The 14,217-nt window shown below is 60.8% G+C and carries 13 protein-coding genes; 5 read left to right on the top strand and 8 right to left on the bottom strand.

The genetic code is table 11. The features are described 5' to 3' along the window. Positions 1-4: 4 nt before the first annotated feature. Positions 5-1,255: an ABC transporter substrate-binding protein gene (locus tag CLH61_RS12365; RefSeq protein WP_099615060.1), complete on the bottom strand. Its 1,251-nt coding sequence runs from the start codon at positions 1,253-1,255 to the stop codon at positions 5-7. A 301-nt stretch (positions 1,256-1,556) separates the two neighbouring features. On the opposite strand from CLH61_RS12365, the gene CLH61_RS12360 reads away from it, so the two are divergent. Next, complete coding sequence (locus CLH61_RS12360; protein ID WP_099615059.1) at positions 1,557-1,874, top strand: hypothetical protein; 318 nt, start codon at positions 1,557-1,559, stop codon at positions 1,872-1,874. An 18-nt stretch (positions 1,875-1,892) separates the two neighbouring features. Here the strand turns inward: CLH61_RS12360 and CLH61_RS12355 are convergent, their stop codons facing one another. After that, complete coding sequence (locus CLH61_RS12355; RefSeq protein WP_099615058.1) at positions 1,893-2,669, bottom strand: GntR family transcriptional regulator; 777 nt, start codon at positions 2,667-2,669, stop codon at positions 1,893-1,895. A 227-nt stretch (positions 2,670-2,896) separates the two neighbouring features. Here CLH61_RS12355 and CLH61_RS12350 point away from each other — a divergent pair, with 227 nt between their 5' ends. The 4 genes from CLH61_RS12350 to CLH61_RS12335 are packed head-to-tail and all read left to right on the top strand — an operon-like array spanning position 2,897 to position 7,595. After that, positions 2,897-4,594 (top strand): L-lactate permease, encoded by a 1,698-nt coding sequence (locus CLH61_RS12350; RefSeq protein ID WP_099615057.1) that lies wholly within the window; start codon positions 2,897-2,899, stop codon positions 4,592-4,594. A 45-nt stretch (positions 4,595-4,639) separates the two neighbouring features. Next, entirely contained in the window at positions 4,640-5,479 is an 840-nt protein-coding gene (locus CLH61_RS12345) for a (Fe-S)-binding protein (protein ID WP_099615056.1), read from the top strand. Then, positions 5,476-6,921 (top strand): LutB/LldF family L-lactate oxidation iron-sulfur protein, encoded by a 1,446-nt coding sequence (locus tag CLH61_RS12340; protein ID WP_099615055.1) that lies wholly within the window; start codon positions 5,476-5,478, stop codon positions 6,919-6,921. Before CLH61_RS12345 ends, CLH61_RS12340 begins: the two co-directional genes overlap by 4 nt. A gap of 2 nt (positions 6,922-6,923) precedes the next feature. Beyond that, the gene (locus tag CLH61_RS12335; RefSeq protein WP_099615054.1) at positions 6,924-7,595 is read left to right on the top strand and encodes a LutC/YkgG family protein; all 672 of its coding nucleotides are present in this window, start codon (positions 6,924-6,926) and stop codon (positions 7,593-7,595) included. Here CLH61_RS12335 and CLH61_RS12330 read toward each other — a convergent pair. From CLH61_RS12330 to CLH61_RS12305, 6 genes are read right to left on the bottom strand one after another with little or no spacing between them, the layout of a single operon-like run. Next, complete coding sequence (locus tag CLH61_RS12330; protein WP_099615053.1) at positions 7,586-9,388, bottom strand: AMP-dependent synthetase/ligase; 1,803 nt, start codon at positions 9,386-9,388, stop codon at positions 7,586-7,588. The genes CLH61_RS12335 and CLH61_RS12330 overlap by 10 nt on opposite strands. Further along, a complete protein-coding gene (locus CLH61_RS12325; RefSeq protein WP_099615052.1) occupies positions 9,385-10,197 on the bottom strand; it encodes an ABC transporter ATP-binding protein in 813 nt (270 codons plus the stop codon). The genes CLH61_RS12330 and CLH61_RS12325 overlap by 4 nt, the downstream gene beginning before the upstream one ends. Positions 10,198-10,206: 9 nt before the next feature. Further along, entirely contained in the window at positions 10,207-11,415 is a 1,209-nt protein-coding gene (locus tag CLH61_RS12320; protein WP_099615051.1) for an ABC transporter substrate-binding protein, read from the bottom strand. Between the two features lie 58 nt (positions 11,416-11,473). Continuing rightward, positions 11,474-12,517 carry a branched-chain amino acid ABC transporter permease gene (locus tag CLH61_RS12315; protein WP_099615050.1) on the bottom strand — a complete coding sequence of 348 codons (1,044 nt, stop codon included), beginning with the start codon at positions 12,515-12,517 and terminating at the stop codon, positions 11,474-11,476. Position 12,518: 1 nt separating this feature from the next. After that, positions 12,519-13,397, bottom strand: coding sequence for a branched-chain amino acid ABC transporter permease (locus CLH61_RS12310; protein WP_099615049.1), 879 nt, complete (start codon positions 13,395-13,397; stop codon positions 12,519-12,521). Beyond that, positions 13,397-14,209: an ABC transporter ATP-binding protein gene (locus CLH61_RS12305; RefSeq protein WP_099615048.1), complete on the bottom strand. Its 813-nt coding sequence runs from the start codon at positions 14,207-14,209 to the stop codon at positions 13,397-13,399. The genes CLH61_RS12310 and CLH61_RS12305 overlap by 1 nt, the downstream gene beginning before the upstream one ends. Positions 14,210-14,217 lie beyond the last annotated feature (8 nt).

The raw sequence follows: 14,217 nt of genomic DNA, 5'->3' as shown, positions 1-14,217 counted from the left end.
CCTCTCACAGATACGGTGGTTTGTTCGCCGCAGCCCGCTCAGCCGTCCACTGCTCCAGGGTCTGCGCGGCTTTCTCGCCTTCAAGGGAACCCACCACTTCAAAAAAGTCACTGTGCAGTTCGTCTTGCACCACCTGGTCTCTCGGCTTGCTGCGCACGACGTACACCGTTTGCAGGTTCTGGTGATCGAACGCGCGCCATTGCTGGCGGTCCTTGAGCAGGGTGTAGCTATGCCCTTCCAGCGCCTTGATCAGCGCCTGGGTATTGGTGGTGCCGGCACGCTCCACTGCATCCTTGTACTGATAGACAATGCCATAGGCCGTGGCAGCTGTAGAGGTAGGCCGTACGCCATGGCGCTCGGTAAATGCCTCGACAAATGCCTGGCCGCGGGCGAAGTCGAGCTGGTAAGGAATCATCCACTCCCAGGGAGTGGTGGAAATAACGCCTTCCATGATAGACGCACCTACGGTCTGGGCGATGCCCAGCGTGATATTGGGTGTCACGATCTGCACTTTGTCTTTCAGGCCCATCTCATAGGCCACTTTGAGGGCCCGGACCAGGTCGTCACCGTATAACACCAGTACCACTACCTCTGCTTTGCTGGCTTCCGCGGCCTCCAGTGCTTTCTTGAAATCCCTGATGAGGGCTTTGGGGAAGGGCGTCAGTGCGTGCGGATGCTTCTGGGTGTCGGTGGTGTTGGTAAAGGCCCGAATGGAGGCTTCCGAGGACTGGCCCCAGGTGTAATCGGCAGTCACATAGAAGTAACTGGCATCACGGAAGTTTTCAGTCAGGTAGTGGCCCAGGGCGTTTGCCGTCATCCAGGCATTGGGGTACTCACGAAACATGTGATCGTGCCCTTCACTGCCGGTGGTGGCGTTGGCGGAGGTGGTGGTGCCGAAATACAGGCGGCCCAGTTGCTTCGCCACCTTGCCCGAGGCAATGGTCACCGGGCTGGAAGCACCACCGAAAATCATGTCGACGTTTTCCTGGCGGATCAGCTCTTCGGTGTTGGCGGCGCCCCGCTCAACAGACCCGGCGGTATTGCGGATAACCAGTTCGACGTTGCGGCCAAGGATACCGCCCGATTTATTGATCTCCTCCACCGCCAGGAATGCGGCGAGGCGTTGCTGCAAGCCCAGCGCTTTGTAACGACCGGATTCCGGGTAATTGAATCCCAGTCGGATGGGTTCTGCCACCAGCGGCAAACTGCAAAGCAACAGGATAAACCCTGCCAGCAGGGTTGCGTTCCGTTTCATAGGTACCGTCCTCTGATTAGTCTTGTAGTTTTTGGGGACGGAACTATACCCTCATTTCAAAAAATGAATGAAAGTTCACAGTGGCGGGCAAGACTTTTTTTCGTTACCGAATGTATCTCCGCAGTTCTGTCATATATCAATTCTGTCCGTTCAAACACACTGCCTCTCTGGTGGGTGATACGGACGTGAGGTTCCCGAGCTCGGGCTGGCCAGACTGGCAAAAAAATGAGCAATCGGGGATAATCCCGGGCGTTTTTTAACCAGACCTTAGCAACCTTATTTCACCCCATACGCCCCAACCATGATTATTCTTCATATCTTTCAGATAGTTATATTCCTGACCTTGCTGATTAACAGCGTCCAGCTGATGCCGGCCTTCAGCCGCTGCCTGCCCGCTGCCGGATCCGCCGTACAAGCGGGCTACCTTGGCGCCATGCTGACGGTGCGTCTCGCCCGCAACATTCTTGGCCTGATTCTGGTGACCGCCAGTACCGCACCAAACCCCGCAGTTCACCTGCTGGTTCCGAAAGGTATTGTGTTGTTCCTCGTGCTCGCGTTTGTCAGCGTCGTGCTGACCCATTACCGGCAGCGGGTGCTGTTCGAGGGAGTTCGTTTCTAGTCTGACCAGCAGCACAACTCAGCTTCGGGTCAGTTTGTCCCGGCGCATTGCCCGCTCCAGCCGCCGGTGGTTCTCGCTGCGTTCGGAGAGTACTTGCTGGACATATTCGATGTGGGTTCCGGCCAGCTCACGGGCGTCTTCTGCACGTCCGTCCATGATGGCGTCGAACAGCAACCGGTGCTGTTCGGCCAGTCCCAGCCGGGTCTCTGCCTCCTTGGCGTACATTCCGCCGATGTTGGTGACCACATGATCTTTCAGCATGTTGAACAGCGTGCGTATGGTGTGCAGCAGAATCACGTTATGACTGGCTTCGGCGATGGCCAGGTGAAAACGGGCGTCGGCAACCCCCTCGGCTTCCAGGTCACGATCGGTGTCACGGGCATAGCAGCCCTGCAACTCCTCGTAGACCTTCTGCAACTGGGCCTTATCCACCTCCGTGGCACGCTTGGCCGCATAGTAGGCGCAGTCTGCCTCCAGGGTACGACGAAACTCCAGCAGGTCCCGCTGGGCCTCCGGACGGGCCTCCAGTAGCGGAATCAGCGGATCACTGAAACTGGCGCCAAGGGATTCGGTCACAAAATTACCACCACCCTGACGGCTCACCAGCAGCCCTTTGGCGGTCAGGCGCTGGATCGCCTCCCGCAGGGACGGCCGGGATACGCCAAACTGCTCCGCCAGCACCCGTTCGGGCGGCAGTCGCTCGCCCGGTTGCAGGGTACCCTCCAGAATCATGGTTTCCAGCTGTTCTACAATGGTGTCCGCCAGCCGCCGCGGCGCAATGTGTCCGATTGCCATAAACGTCCTGCCTACTCCCGCCCCGTCATATCTATATTGGTCATACCAATATCAGAATACCCTGCTTCCTGCCTGTTTTTACAGCACATGCCCCGTGCCGTTAGACCAATGTCTTAGCTTCCTCCTTTGACAGCCAGACAGCATCTCAAATACCGTAATCAAACCCCGATAACAATTGGTAATACCAATTACCCAAATACTCCAATAACAAAAGTCAGGAGAGCCCTATGTCGCCCGGTCTTCTCGCCCTGTTGGCGTTTACCCCGATTCTTCTAGCCGGAATTCTGCTCCTCGGCCTGCGCTGGCCGGCTCGCCGTGCCATGCCCGTGGTCTTCCTGGTCACCGCGCTGATCGGCTATACCGCCTGGGACATGAGCTTCAATCGGATTCTTGCCTCCTCACTGCAGGGCCTGGTGATTACCCTCGGCCTGCTGTGGATCATCTTCGGCGCCATCCTGTTGCTCAACACTCTGAAGCACTCGGGCGGCATTACCGCCATCCGCGCGGGCTTCACCAACATCAGCCCGGACCGGCGAGTACAGGCCATCATCATTGTCTGGCTGTTCGGCTGTTTTATCGAGGGCGCTTCCGGCTTCGGTACGCCTGCGGCAATCGCCGCTCCCCTGCTGGTCGCGGTGGGCTTTCCCGCCATGTCTGCGGTGATGCTTGGCATGATGGTGCAAAGCACCCCGGTTTCGTTCGGTGCCGTAGGCACACCGATTGTGGTGGGCGTAACCACCGGGCTCGACCGTAACACCATCTCCGAACAGCTGGCACAGGTGGGCTCGAACTGGGACGCCTACCTGCAGCTGATCACCTCCGAGGTGGCCATTACCCACGCCATCACAGGCGTGCTGATGCCCTTGTTCATGGTGATGATGATGACCCGCTTTTTCGGCCGCAACAAAAGCTGGCGTGAAGGCCTCGAGGTGCTGCCGTTTGCACTGTTTGCCGGGCTGGCGTTTGTAGTTCCCTACGCAGTGACCGGTGTGGTGCTTGGCCCGGAGTTCCCGTCGCTGCTGGGTGGCCTGATCGGCCTGGCCATTGTGACGACTGCCGCCCGAAAGGGCTTCCTGATGCCAAAAACCCACTGGGATTTTGCTGACAGCAAGGACTGGCCGAGCGAGTGGCTGGGCACCATCGAAATGAAACTGGAAGACCTGGCCGCCAAGCCCATGGGCAGCTTCCGGGCGTGGTTGCCCTACCTGCTGGTTGGCATCCTGCTGGTGCTCAGCCGCACCGTAGCGCCGGTGAAGCAGGCCTTCACCTCGGTGGCCGTCAGCTTCTCCAACATTCTGGGTGAAGCCGGCATCAGCGCGGGCGTACAGCCTCTCTACCTGCCCGGTGGCATTCTGGTGATGGTGGTGATGGCGACCTTTTTTATCCATCGCATGCAGGTTCGTGAACTTGCCGCCGCGGTGAAGGAGTCCGGCAGTGTGCTGCTCAGTGCCGGCTTTGTGCTGCTGTTTACCGTGCCGATGGTGCGCATCCTGATCAACTCGGGCGTGAACCTGTCCGACCTGCCCAGCATGCCGATTGCCATGGCCAGCTGGGTGGCCGATACCGTCGGCGGTATCTATCCGCTGTTGGCGCCGGCCGTGGGTGGCATGGGTGCCTTCCTGGCCGGCTCCAACACCGTATCCAACATGATGTTCAGTCAGTTCCAGTTTGGCGTCGCACAATCCCTTGGTCTGTCGACCGCACTGATGGTTGCAGTTCAGGCCGTCGGTGCGGCCGCCGGTAACATGGTGGCCATCCACAACGTGGTGGCGGCTTCCGCCACCGTAGGCCTGCTGGGCCGTGAAGGCCAGACCTTGCGCAAGACCGTCTGGCCGACACTCTATTACTTGCTGATGACCGGCCTGATCGCCCTGATCGCCGCCTACGGGTTGGGACTTACCGATCCGCTGCTGGCTCTCGGTTGACGGGGCAACACCACAAATCCTGAGTGTACCTTGAGGAACGGAGTGATGAACGAACTGTTCTACGACGCGGCACCCAACGCAACCCGGGTCGCACCCGATCGGCCGAAACCACGGCAGTATCCGGACAAGCCGGCGGAAGTCGTCCTGTTCGGCACCTGCGTGGTGGACCTGTTCTTCCCGGAAGCGGGGATGGACGCCATTCGCCTGCTGGAGTGGGAAGGCATCCGGGTGCATTTCCCACGGGAACAGAGCTGTTGCGGTCAACCCGCCTGGACCTCCGGTTATCGCGACCAGGCGAAAGCCGTCGCCCGTGCTCAGCTGGAGGTACTGGACCGCAGCGGGTTTCCTGTGGTGGTGCCCTCAGGCTCTTGTGCGGGCATGTTGCGCCACCATTACCGGGAATTGTTTGCCGATGAACCGGACACCCTGGCCCGCGTCAACGCCCTGGCTGAGCGCACCTTCGAGCTGACGGAATTTCTGCTGCGGGTCTGCAAGGTCCGGCTGGCCGACCAGGGCCAGCCCCGCCGCGTTGCCCTGCACACGTCCTGTTCCGCCCGCCGCGAAATGGATACTCATCTCCATGCCCGGGAGTTACTGGGGCAGCTCGACAACGTCGAGCGGGTGGACCATGACCACGAAAGTGAATGCTGTGGCTTCGGCGGGACTTTCTCGGTACGCATGCCGGAAGTCTCCGGCGCCATGGTGATGGACAAGACCCGGGCCCTGATGGACTCCGGCGCCGTGGAAATGGTTACCGCCGATGGCGGCTGCCTGCTGAACATCAATGGCTCGCTGGAGAAACAGCAGCAGGCCTTTCGCGGCCGGCATCTGGCCAGTTTCCTGTGGGAGCGGGTCAATACTCGGGCGCGCAAGGGGGCAGTATGAGCCAGCGAATTCCAGTCACCGAACTGGCCGCCGACTTCCGCAGCCGGGCCACCACTGCTCTGGCGGATGACCAGCTGCGCACCAACTTCCGCACCGCCATGGATTCGCTGATAAAGAAGCGGGCCGATGCCTTCCCGGATGAACAGGAACGGGAAGGTCTCCGGGAGTTGGGTAACCGCATCAAGGCCCGCGCCCTGTCCCGGTTGCCGGACCTGCTGGAACAGCTGGAAGCGAAACTGACCGAAAACGGGGTGACGGTTCACTGGGCCGAAACCGTCGAGCAGGCCAACCGCATTGTCCACGGCATCATCGAGGCACGCAACGGTCGCCAGGTGGTAAAGGGCAAATCCATGGTCAGCGAAGAAATGGAGATGAACGACTACCTGGCCAGGCGGGACATCGAGTGCCTGGAATCCGACATGGGGGAGTATATCGTCCAGCTGGACGGTGAAAAGCCCTCCCACATCATCATGCCGGCGATCCACAAGAATGCCCGCCAGGTGTCCAGGCTATTCAGTGAAAAACTGGACGAGCCGGCAACCGACGACGTCAACGAGCTGATCCAGACCGGTCGGCGGACGCTGCGGCGCAAGTTCATGGAAGCGGACGTGGGTGTATCCGGTGTCAACTTTGCCATCGCCGAGACCGGCACCCTTCTGCTTGTGGAAAACGAAGGTAATGGCCGGATGAGCACCACGGTGCCGCCGGTCCACATTGCGGTCACCGGCATCGAGAAAGTGGTACAGAACCTGCGGGACGTAGTGCCGCTGTTATCGCTGCTTACCCGCTCAGCCCTTGGCCAGCCGATTACCACCTACGTCAACCTGATTTCCGGCCCCCGCAAGCCCGAGGAACTGGACGGGCCCGAGGAAGTCCACCTGGTGCTGCTGGATAACGGCCGCAGCGGCGCCTTCGCCGATGCCCAGATGCGCCAGACCCTGAACTGCATTCGCTGCGGCGCCTGCATGAACCATTGCCCGGTCTACACCCGGGTGGGCGGCCATACCTATGGCGAGGTCTACCCCGGTCCAATTGGCAAGATCATCACCCCGCATATGGCAGGCCTGAACCAGGTACCCGACCATCCCGGTGCCTCGTCCCTGTGCGGTGCCTGCGGCGAGGTTTGTCCGGTGAAGATCCCGATCCCGCAATTATTGCAGCGGCTGCGCCAGGAAAACGTCCGCAATCCGGCGGAGCCACAGGTGGTGAAGGGTGGCGGCAGCAAGTACTCCCGCACCGAGCGGATGATCTGGCAGGGCTGGCAACTGCTCAACACCCGTCCGGCCCTCTATGGTCTGTTTCTGCGGGCTGCGACCCGACTGCGCCGGCTGACCCCGAAAAACGCCGGACCCTGGACCCGTAACCACAGTGCACCCGTGCCGGCGCGACGCTCCCTGCACGAACTGGCGGATGCCCATTTGCGGCAACGTGGAGATCAATGACGATGACAGCCCGCAGTAATATCCTCGGCAAACTTCGCAACAGTCTGGCCGGCACCACTCCGCGGCCGGACGAGTTCGACGAGCAACTGGTCACCCGGCCCTGGCAGTACCCGCCAGCGGCACGGGTTGAACGGCTGCGCTCCCTGATGGAGGCAGTTCATACCGAGGTCCACCAGGTCAGCGCAACCGACTGGCCGGCGCTGGTGGCCGACCTGCTGAACCGGCGCAACCTCAGCAACCTGCTGTGCGCACCCGCCACTGATCACGGTAAGGCATTACAGCACTATTGGCAGACCACGGGCCAACGGTCGCAACTGCTCGCTTACGACCGCCCCATCGAGCAATGGAAAACAGCGCTGTTTGAAAACGTCGAAGCCAGCATCACCGGCACCATCGGTGGCATCGCCGCCACCGGTTCCCTGGTTCTCTGGCCGGACCGCCATGAACCGCGCCTGATGAGCCTGGTACCGCCGGTCCACATCGCCCTGCTCAAGGCCAGCGAAATTCATGACAACCTGTACGACCTGATGACGGCGCAACGCTGGGCCGCCGGGCTACCCACCAATGCCTTGCTGGTATCCGGGCCATCAAAGACGGCGGATATTGAACAGGTGCTGGCCTACGGTGCCCATGGGCCGAAGGAGCTTATCGTGGTGATTCTCGATCAGGCATAGAGCGACTCGATCACCTCGGTGTACTTGGTGTAGATGTTGCTGCGTCGCACTTTCATGGTTGCCGTCACCTCATCGTCATCGTGATCCAGCTCCTTGGTCAGCAGATGGAAGCGCTTGATTTGCGCCACCTGGGGCAGGCGGTCATTCCCCCTGTTCACCTCGGCCTGGATCAGCTCCCTGACCTGCCCGTGCTCGGTCAGGCTGCGAAAGGTGGTGTAGGCAATCCGTTCCTGCTCGGCCCATTTCGCCACGGTCTCGAAGTCGATCTGGATCAGCGCGGCAACATACTTGCGGGCCTCGCCAATCACGATACACTCCTTGATGTAGGGGCTGGCCTTGATGGTGTTTTCGATCTCGGTGGGTGACAGGTTCTTGCCGCCGGCTGTGATCATGATGTCCTTGAGGCGATCGACAATCCTCAGCTGCCCGTTCTGCCATTCACCCACGTCACCGGTGTGCAGCCAGCCGTCCTGCAACGTGGTCGCGGTGGCATCGTCGTTCTTGTAGTAGCCCTTGAACACACTGCCGCCACGCATGATGATCTCGTTATGTTCACCAAGCTTCACCTCGACTCCGGAGATCGCCACACCCACCGTGCCCAGCTGTACATCCTCCCGTAACTGGGCGGTTGCCACCCCGGTACTTTCGGTCTGGCCATAGACCTCCACCAGGGGCACACCGATGGTGCGGAAGAACTCGAGAATTCCGGTGGAGATGGGGGCGGCGCCGGTCAGCGCAATGGTGCAGCGACGCAGGCCGATGAAGTTCTGCAGGGCCCGGAACAGCGTCCAGTAGCAGACCGCAAAGGTCAGCCGTTCCGCCAGCGTCCAGCGGGACCGGGGCTTGGTGGCCAGCGGGGCGCACGCCTTCATGGCCCTGTTGAACAATCCCTGGCGCAGGCGACCGGTCTCCTGGATCTTGATATAGATGGAGGAATGGAGTTTTTCCCAGATACGCGGCACCCCGAGGAAGAAGGTCGGTGCAATTTCCCGCAGATCCTCCTGAATGGTCCGCAGGCTCTCGCCGAAACTGACCGCACTGCCCACATAGACTGGTGCAATGTTGGTAAAGGCCTGCTCTGCCACGTGGCACAGCGGCAGATAGGACAGGCTGGAGCCATGCTCATCCGCTTGCAGCAACTCAATCAGGCCCGGCGCCGCCGCATGCAGGTTGCCCCAGGTAATCATCGCCCCCTTGGGCCGCCCGGTGGAGCCGGAGGTGTAGATCATCAGGGCAACGTCGTCCTGGCTCTGGCTGTCCAGCAACTGGTCGATGAGCCCGGGATGGCTGCGCTCATAGTCCCGGCCCATGGCTTCGATGTCGTCAAATGACGACGGCGGCTCCGGATAGTAGCGCAGGCCTTTCATGTCGATGGCGATGTTATGTTTCAGCCGGGGCAGCTGTGACCAGGCTTCCAGCACCTTGTCGGTCTGCTCCTGATCCTCGCACACCACCATCTCCGCATCGCTGTGCTCCAGCACATAGGCGACTTCGTTCCAGGGGCTGGTGGGATAGACCCCCACGCAAATGCCTTTGACCATGCCGATGCCCATCTGGGCGATCACCCACTCGACCCGGTTCTCCGAGATGATGGCAACATGGCCCCCTTCGGACAGCCCCAGGGCGCGCAGGCCAAGCCCGAAATGACGGGCCCTCTGGTAATAGGTTTGCCAGGATAGTGCCTGCCAGATGCCAAAGTCCTTCTGTTGCAGCGCCAGGGCATCTGGCCGCGCCCGGGCATGGGCCCGCAGCATCTGGGTCAGGGTCAGGTCGGGAATGTCAGGTGTTGTCATGAGAGCCACCGCTTGCGGCGTTTGTAGTGCTTGATGTCCCGGTAACTGCGGGCCTCACCCTCCGCGCCGCCGACGCCGAGGTAAAACTCCCGGACGTCTTCGTTAGCGGTCAGCTTGTCGGCCGGGCCATCGATCACGATCTTGCCGTTTTCCATGATGTAACCGTAGGAGGCGATAGCCAGCGATACCGCGGCGTTCTGTTCCACCAGCAGGATCGCGGTGCCCTGCTCCCGGTTGATCCGCGCCACGATGGTAAAGATTTCTTCCACCAGAAGCGGCGCGAGGCCCAGGGACGGTTCATCCAGCATAATCAGTTGCGGCTGGGCAATCAGTGCCCGCCCCAATGCCAGCATCTGCTGCTCGCCGCCGGACAGGTAGCCTGCGAGCTGCTTGCGGCGCTCCTTGAGGCGGGGAAAGTAGTCATAGACCAGCTCATAGCTGTCGCTGAGCGCGGGTGTTTTGCGACCGCTGAGAGCATAGGTCGCGGCAATCAGGTTTTCCTCGACGGTCAGGTCTTCAAAAACCCGGCGACCTTCCATGACGTGGAACAGGCCACTGCGCACCAGCTTCTCGGGCGCCAGGGTTTTGACGTTGGTTCCGTTGAAGCGCACTTCACCCGCGGTCACTTCGCCATCTTCCAGCGCGAGCAGCCCGGACACGCTTTTCAGGGTGGTGGATTTACCGGCACCGTTGGACCCCAGCAGCGCTACAATGGCGCCGCGGGGTACCCGCAGTGACAGGCCCCGCAGGACCTGCACTGCCTTGTTGTAAACCACCTCGATGTTATCGATTTCCAGTAAGGCTTCCATACAGCGGGCTCAGTCGAGGTGAATCCAGTCCGATACCGGCTCGTAACGGCCCTGCTCCGCGTTGACCCGCCAGATGCGGCCAACCGGGAACGACATGTCCCTGACGGTGACCGGAATACCGATGATGCCGCCGGTGTCCCAGTTTTCGATAGACGCCAGGGACGCCGCCATGTTCTCCGCCGTCAGTTCCTTGCCGGCATCGAGAGTGCGCTTGATAACCTCCGTCCAGACCATGGCATTGAACCAGCCCTGCATGTACCCGGTGGGGCGGTAGCCGGCCTTGGGGTCACTCTTTTCAGCCTGGGCGCGGAGGGCATCCAGCATCGGGCCTGTCTCGTCACTGTCGTAGTAGTTGTACGGCATGACCCCCATGTAGCCGTCGGCATCCTTGCCCATCTTGTCGATGATCAGCTTGTCAGAGGACCAGAAGGTGCCCATGAACTGGGTGTCCAGCCCCATCTGACGCATCTGCACCATGAATTCGTTGATCGGTGACAGCACATAGCCGTGGAACACCACGTAATCCGGTCGCACCCGGCGCAGTTTCAACACTTCGGCGGACACATCCACACTGCCGGGCTTGGTGACAATTTCCTCGACAACCTTGATACCGAGATCCGCGGCCATGGTCTTGCCGTTGGCAATGGGATCCTTGCCGAATTCGGTGTCACTGTAGACGAACGCCACGGTAGGCATGTCGCCCTCTTTGCCCTGGGAGGCAATGTACTCAAGGATAATGCCGAACATCTGGCTGTAGTTCGGCCCCGGAATGAACTGGTAGGGGTATTGTTCATTATCGGTCAGGGCGGTGGCGAAGGACGCCCCGCTCATCAGGGTGGTGCCCATGCTGTTGAGTTCGGCGGAGATGGCCTTCATGAAGCCGGTGCTGTCCCCGTAGTAGACCGCCGGGGCATCGCTGCCGGAGATTTTCTTGAAGGCGGCGACTGATCGGTCTACTTCATAGCCGGTATCCTCCATCACGTACTTGACCGGATGGCCGTTGATACCGCCCTGGCTGTTGATCCAGCTGGTGTAGTCGGTCAGCCCGGCATGCAGGTGAACACCCGCAAAGGCAAACACGCCGGACAGGGGAATCGAACCGCCGAACACGATGGGGTCCTTGTCCTGGGCCATGACCGGTGCGGTCACGGTCAGGGCAGCAACCAGGCTGCCGAGGCCTGCCAGCCTGCGGCCCTTGCTGAGGATGCTTTTCAACATGTTTCTTCTCCTTGCTGCTCTTGTTGTTGGTGTTGCTTGAGGTTTGGGTGAAACACGATCAGTTCCTGAACGGCCATAAACTGAAAAAGCGCCGGATGCGATGCCAGATCTCCGCCAGCCCGTGCGGCTCGAAGATCAGGAACCCGACAATCAGTGCACCGAAAATAATCTCCAGCATCGGCGACATGAACACCGGTGCGTTGGGGTAGAACGGGGTCAGAGCAGCGGTCAGCAGCTTGAGGATTTCCGGCACCAGAGTCATGAATGCGGCACCGAGAATGCCCCCCAGCAGATTACCCATCCCGCCGACAATCACCGCCGCCAGATAGAAAATCGACATTGCCAGCGGGAAGCTCTCCGGGGTCACAACGCGGTAAAAATAGGCAAACAGGCCTCCGGCCACCCCGGCATAAAACGAGCTGAGCGCAAAGGACATCAGTTTGTAGCGCAGCAGGTTGATGCCCAGGATCTCCGCTGAAATATCCCGGTCGCGGATCGCAATAAAGGCACGGCCGACCCGGGTGCGAAACACATTGCGCGCAGCGAATACCATCAGCACCGCCAGCGGCACGATGATGAAGTACATCCGGAAATCGCTCTGGAAGGTAAACCCGAACAGGTGAGCCGGTTCGAGACTCAGGCCCGCCATGCCGCCGGTGACCGGTTCCCATTCGGCAAAAATGAAGTGCAGGAAGACACTCGCCGCCAGGGTGGCAATGGCCAGGTATAGCCCCTTCACCCGCAGCGAGGGCAGGCCCACGAGAATGCCCACCGCCGCGGCCATCAGCCCCGCCAGCAGCAGCGCAACCGGGAATGGCAGCCCGGTGTTGAGGGAAAGCCAGGCCACCGTGTAGCCCCCCACGCCCATAAAGCCGGCCTGGCCCAGGGAGATCAGCCCGGTGAAGCCGGTCAGGATATTGAGACCGGTGGTGCTGATAACCGCTATGCCCACCAGGCAGCCCAGGTAGAGCAGATAGGCATTGGCCAGGAAGGGGAATACCAGCAGGATCAGCAACAGCAGCGAGAACCAGAACTTCTGGGTACTGCTGGTCCAGATAGCCTCATCGGCCTGGTAGGTCTGTTTGGCGTCACCGATGCGCATCTTATACTCGCTCTATTTCGTGGGTGCCGAAAAGGCCGTAGGGACGAATAACCAGAATGACCGCCAGCACCACAAAGGTGGCAGGCATCCGGTACTCCCCTCCCAGGTATGCGCCGGCCACGGTTTCCAGCCAGCCGATGAACAAGCCGGCGATGAGGGCACCGAGAATGCTGTCCAGACCACCGACGATGACCACCACCAGCACGCTAAGGCCAATGATGCCGAACTGGGGACTGAGGCCACCGGTCGCTGCTACCAGAATGCCCGCCAGGGAAGCCGCCAGCGAGCCGAACACCCACGCCAGGTTGAACACCCGGCGCACATTGATGCCCATGGAATAGGCCGCCGCCTGGTCGGACGCAGTGGCCCGCAGGGCAACGCCGCCACGGGAGAAGCGGAAGTACAGCAGGTACAGCACCAGCACCGCCGCGCCGATCAGGAAGCCGTAGGCAATCTTCGGGGCCAGGTACAACGGACCGATGAATACCGGCTCCCGGGGGAGGAACTGGGGCAGCAACTGCGGGTCCGCCGTCCAGAAAAACTCCACCACGCCCACCAGGATGCTGGCAATGCCAATGGTGACCATGACCACCGAGATAGGCGACTCCCCGAGCATCGGCCGGATCATGGTTTTCTCGATCACCCCACCCAGGATGCTGCCACCGAGTACCGCCAGCGGCATGGCGATCCACGGCGACAGTTCCATGCCGCCGGCAAAGGCGAGGAACAGGTAAGCGGCAAACATCATGATCTCGCCGATGGCAAAGTTGATCACCCGGGTGGCTTTGTAGATCATCACGAAACCCAGGGCGATCAGGGCATAGAGCCCGCCCATGGCGAGCCCCGCTAGACTGATCTCGCCAAAAAACAGCCAATCCATCAGGCAGCCTCCCGGTCGGGGTTGAGCTTCTTGCGCAGGCTGTCGATATCACTGTTACCCAGGTAGGCCCGGATTACCTCCGGGTTCTTCTGTACCTCGGCCGGCAGGCCTTCGGTGATGACCTGGCCAAAATTCAATACCGCAATGTGGTCGGAAATATCCATCACCATGCCCATATCGTGCTCCACCATCAGCACGGTGACGCCCCACTCCTCGCGGATATCCAGGATGAATCGGGCCATGTCCTCTTTCTCTTCCCGGTTCATGCCTGCCACCGGTTCGTCCAGCATCAGTACCTTCGGACGCATGGCCAGTGCCCGCGCCAGTTCCACCCGCTTTTGCAGGCCGTAGGACAGGCTGGCCACCGGCTGGCGGCGGATGTGGTCAATCTCGAGAAAGTCGATGATGCGGCGCTCCACCTCTTCGCGGATTGCCAGCTCTTCGCGCCTGGCAGCGCCGAAATACATCAGTGAACCCAGCAGCCCGCTCTTCATGTGGACGTGGGCACCCAGCTTGATGTTGTCGAGCACCGTCATGCCGCGGAACAGGGCGATGTTCTGGAAGGTGCGGGCCAGCCCGAGGGCCGCCCGGGCCGGTGGCCGGGTGCCGGCCAGGTCCTTGCCCTGGTAGCGGATGGTGCCCTGCTGGGGCTTGTAAAAGCCGGAAATGCAGTTGAATAACGATGTCTTACCGGCGCCGTTGGGGCCGATGATGGTAGTGACGGTGTTTTCCGGCACCCGGAAGCTGACCTCCTGCAGTGCCTTGACGCCGCCGAAGGAAAGCGACAGATCGCTGATTTCGAGGATACTCACGGTTCCTC

Source organism: Marinobacter profundi, from assembly GCF_002744715.1.
Classification (GTDB): Bacteria; Pseudomonadota; Gammaproteobacteria; order Pseudomonadales; family Oleiphilaceae; genus Marinobacter; species Marinobacter profundi.
Note: the sequence above shows the minus strand (reverse complement) of the source record. Positions and strands in the feature narration are given on the sequence as shown.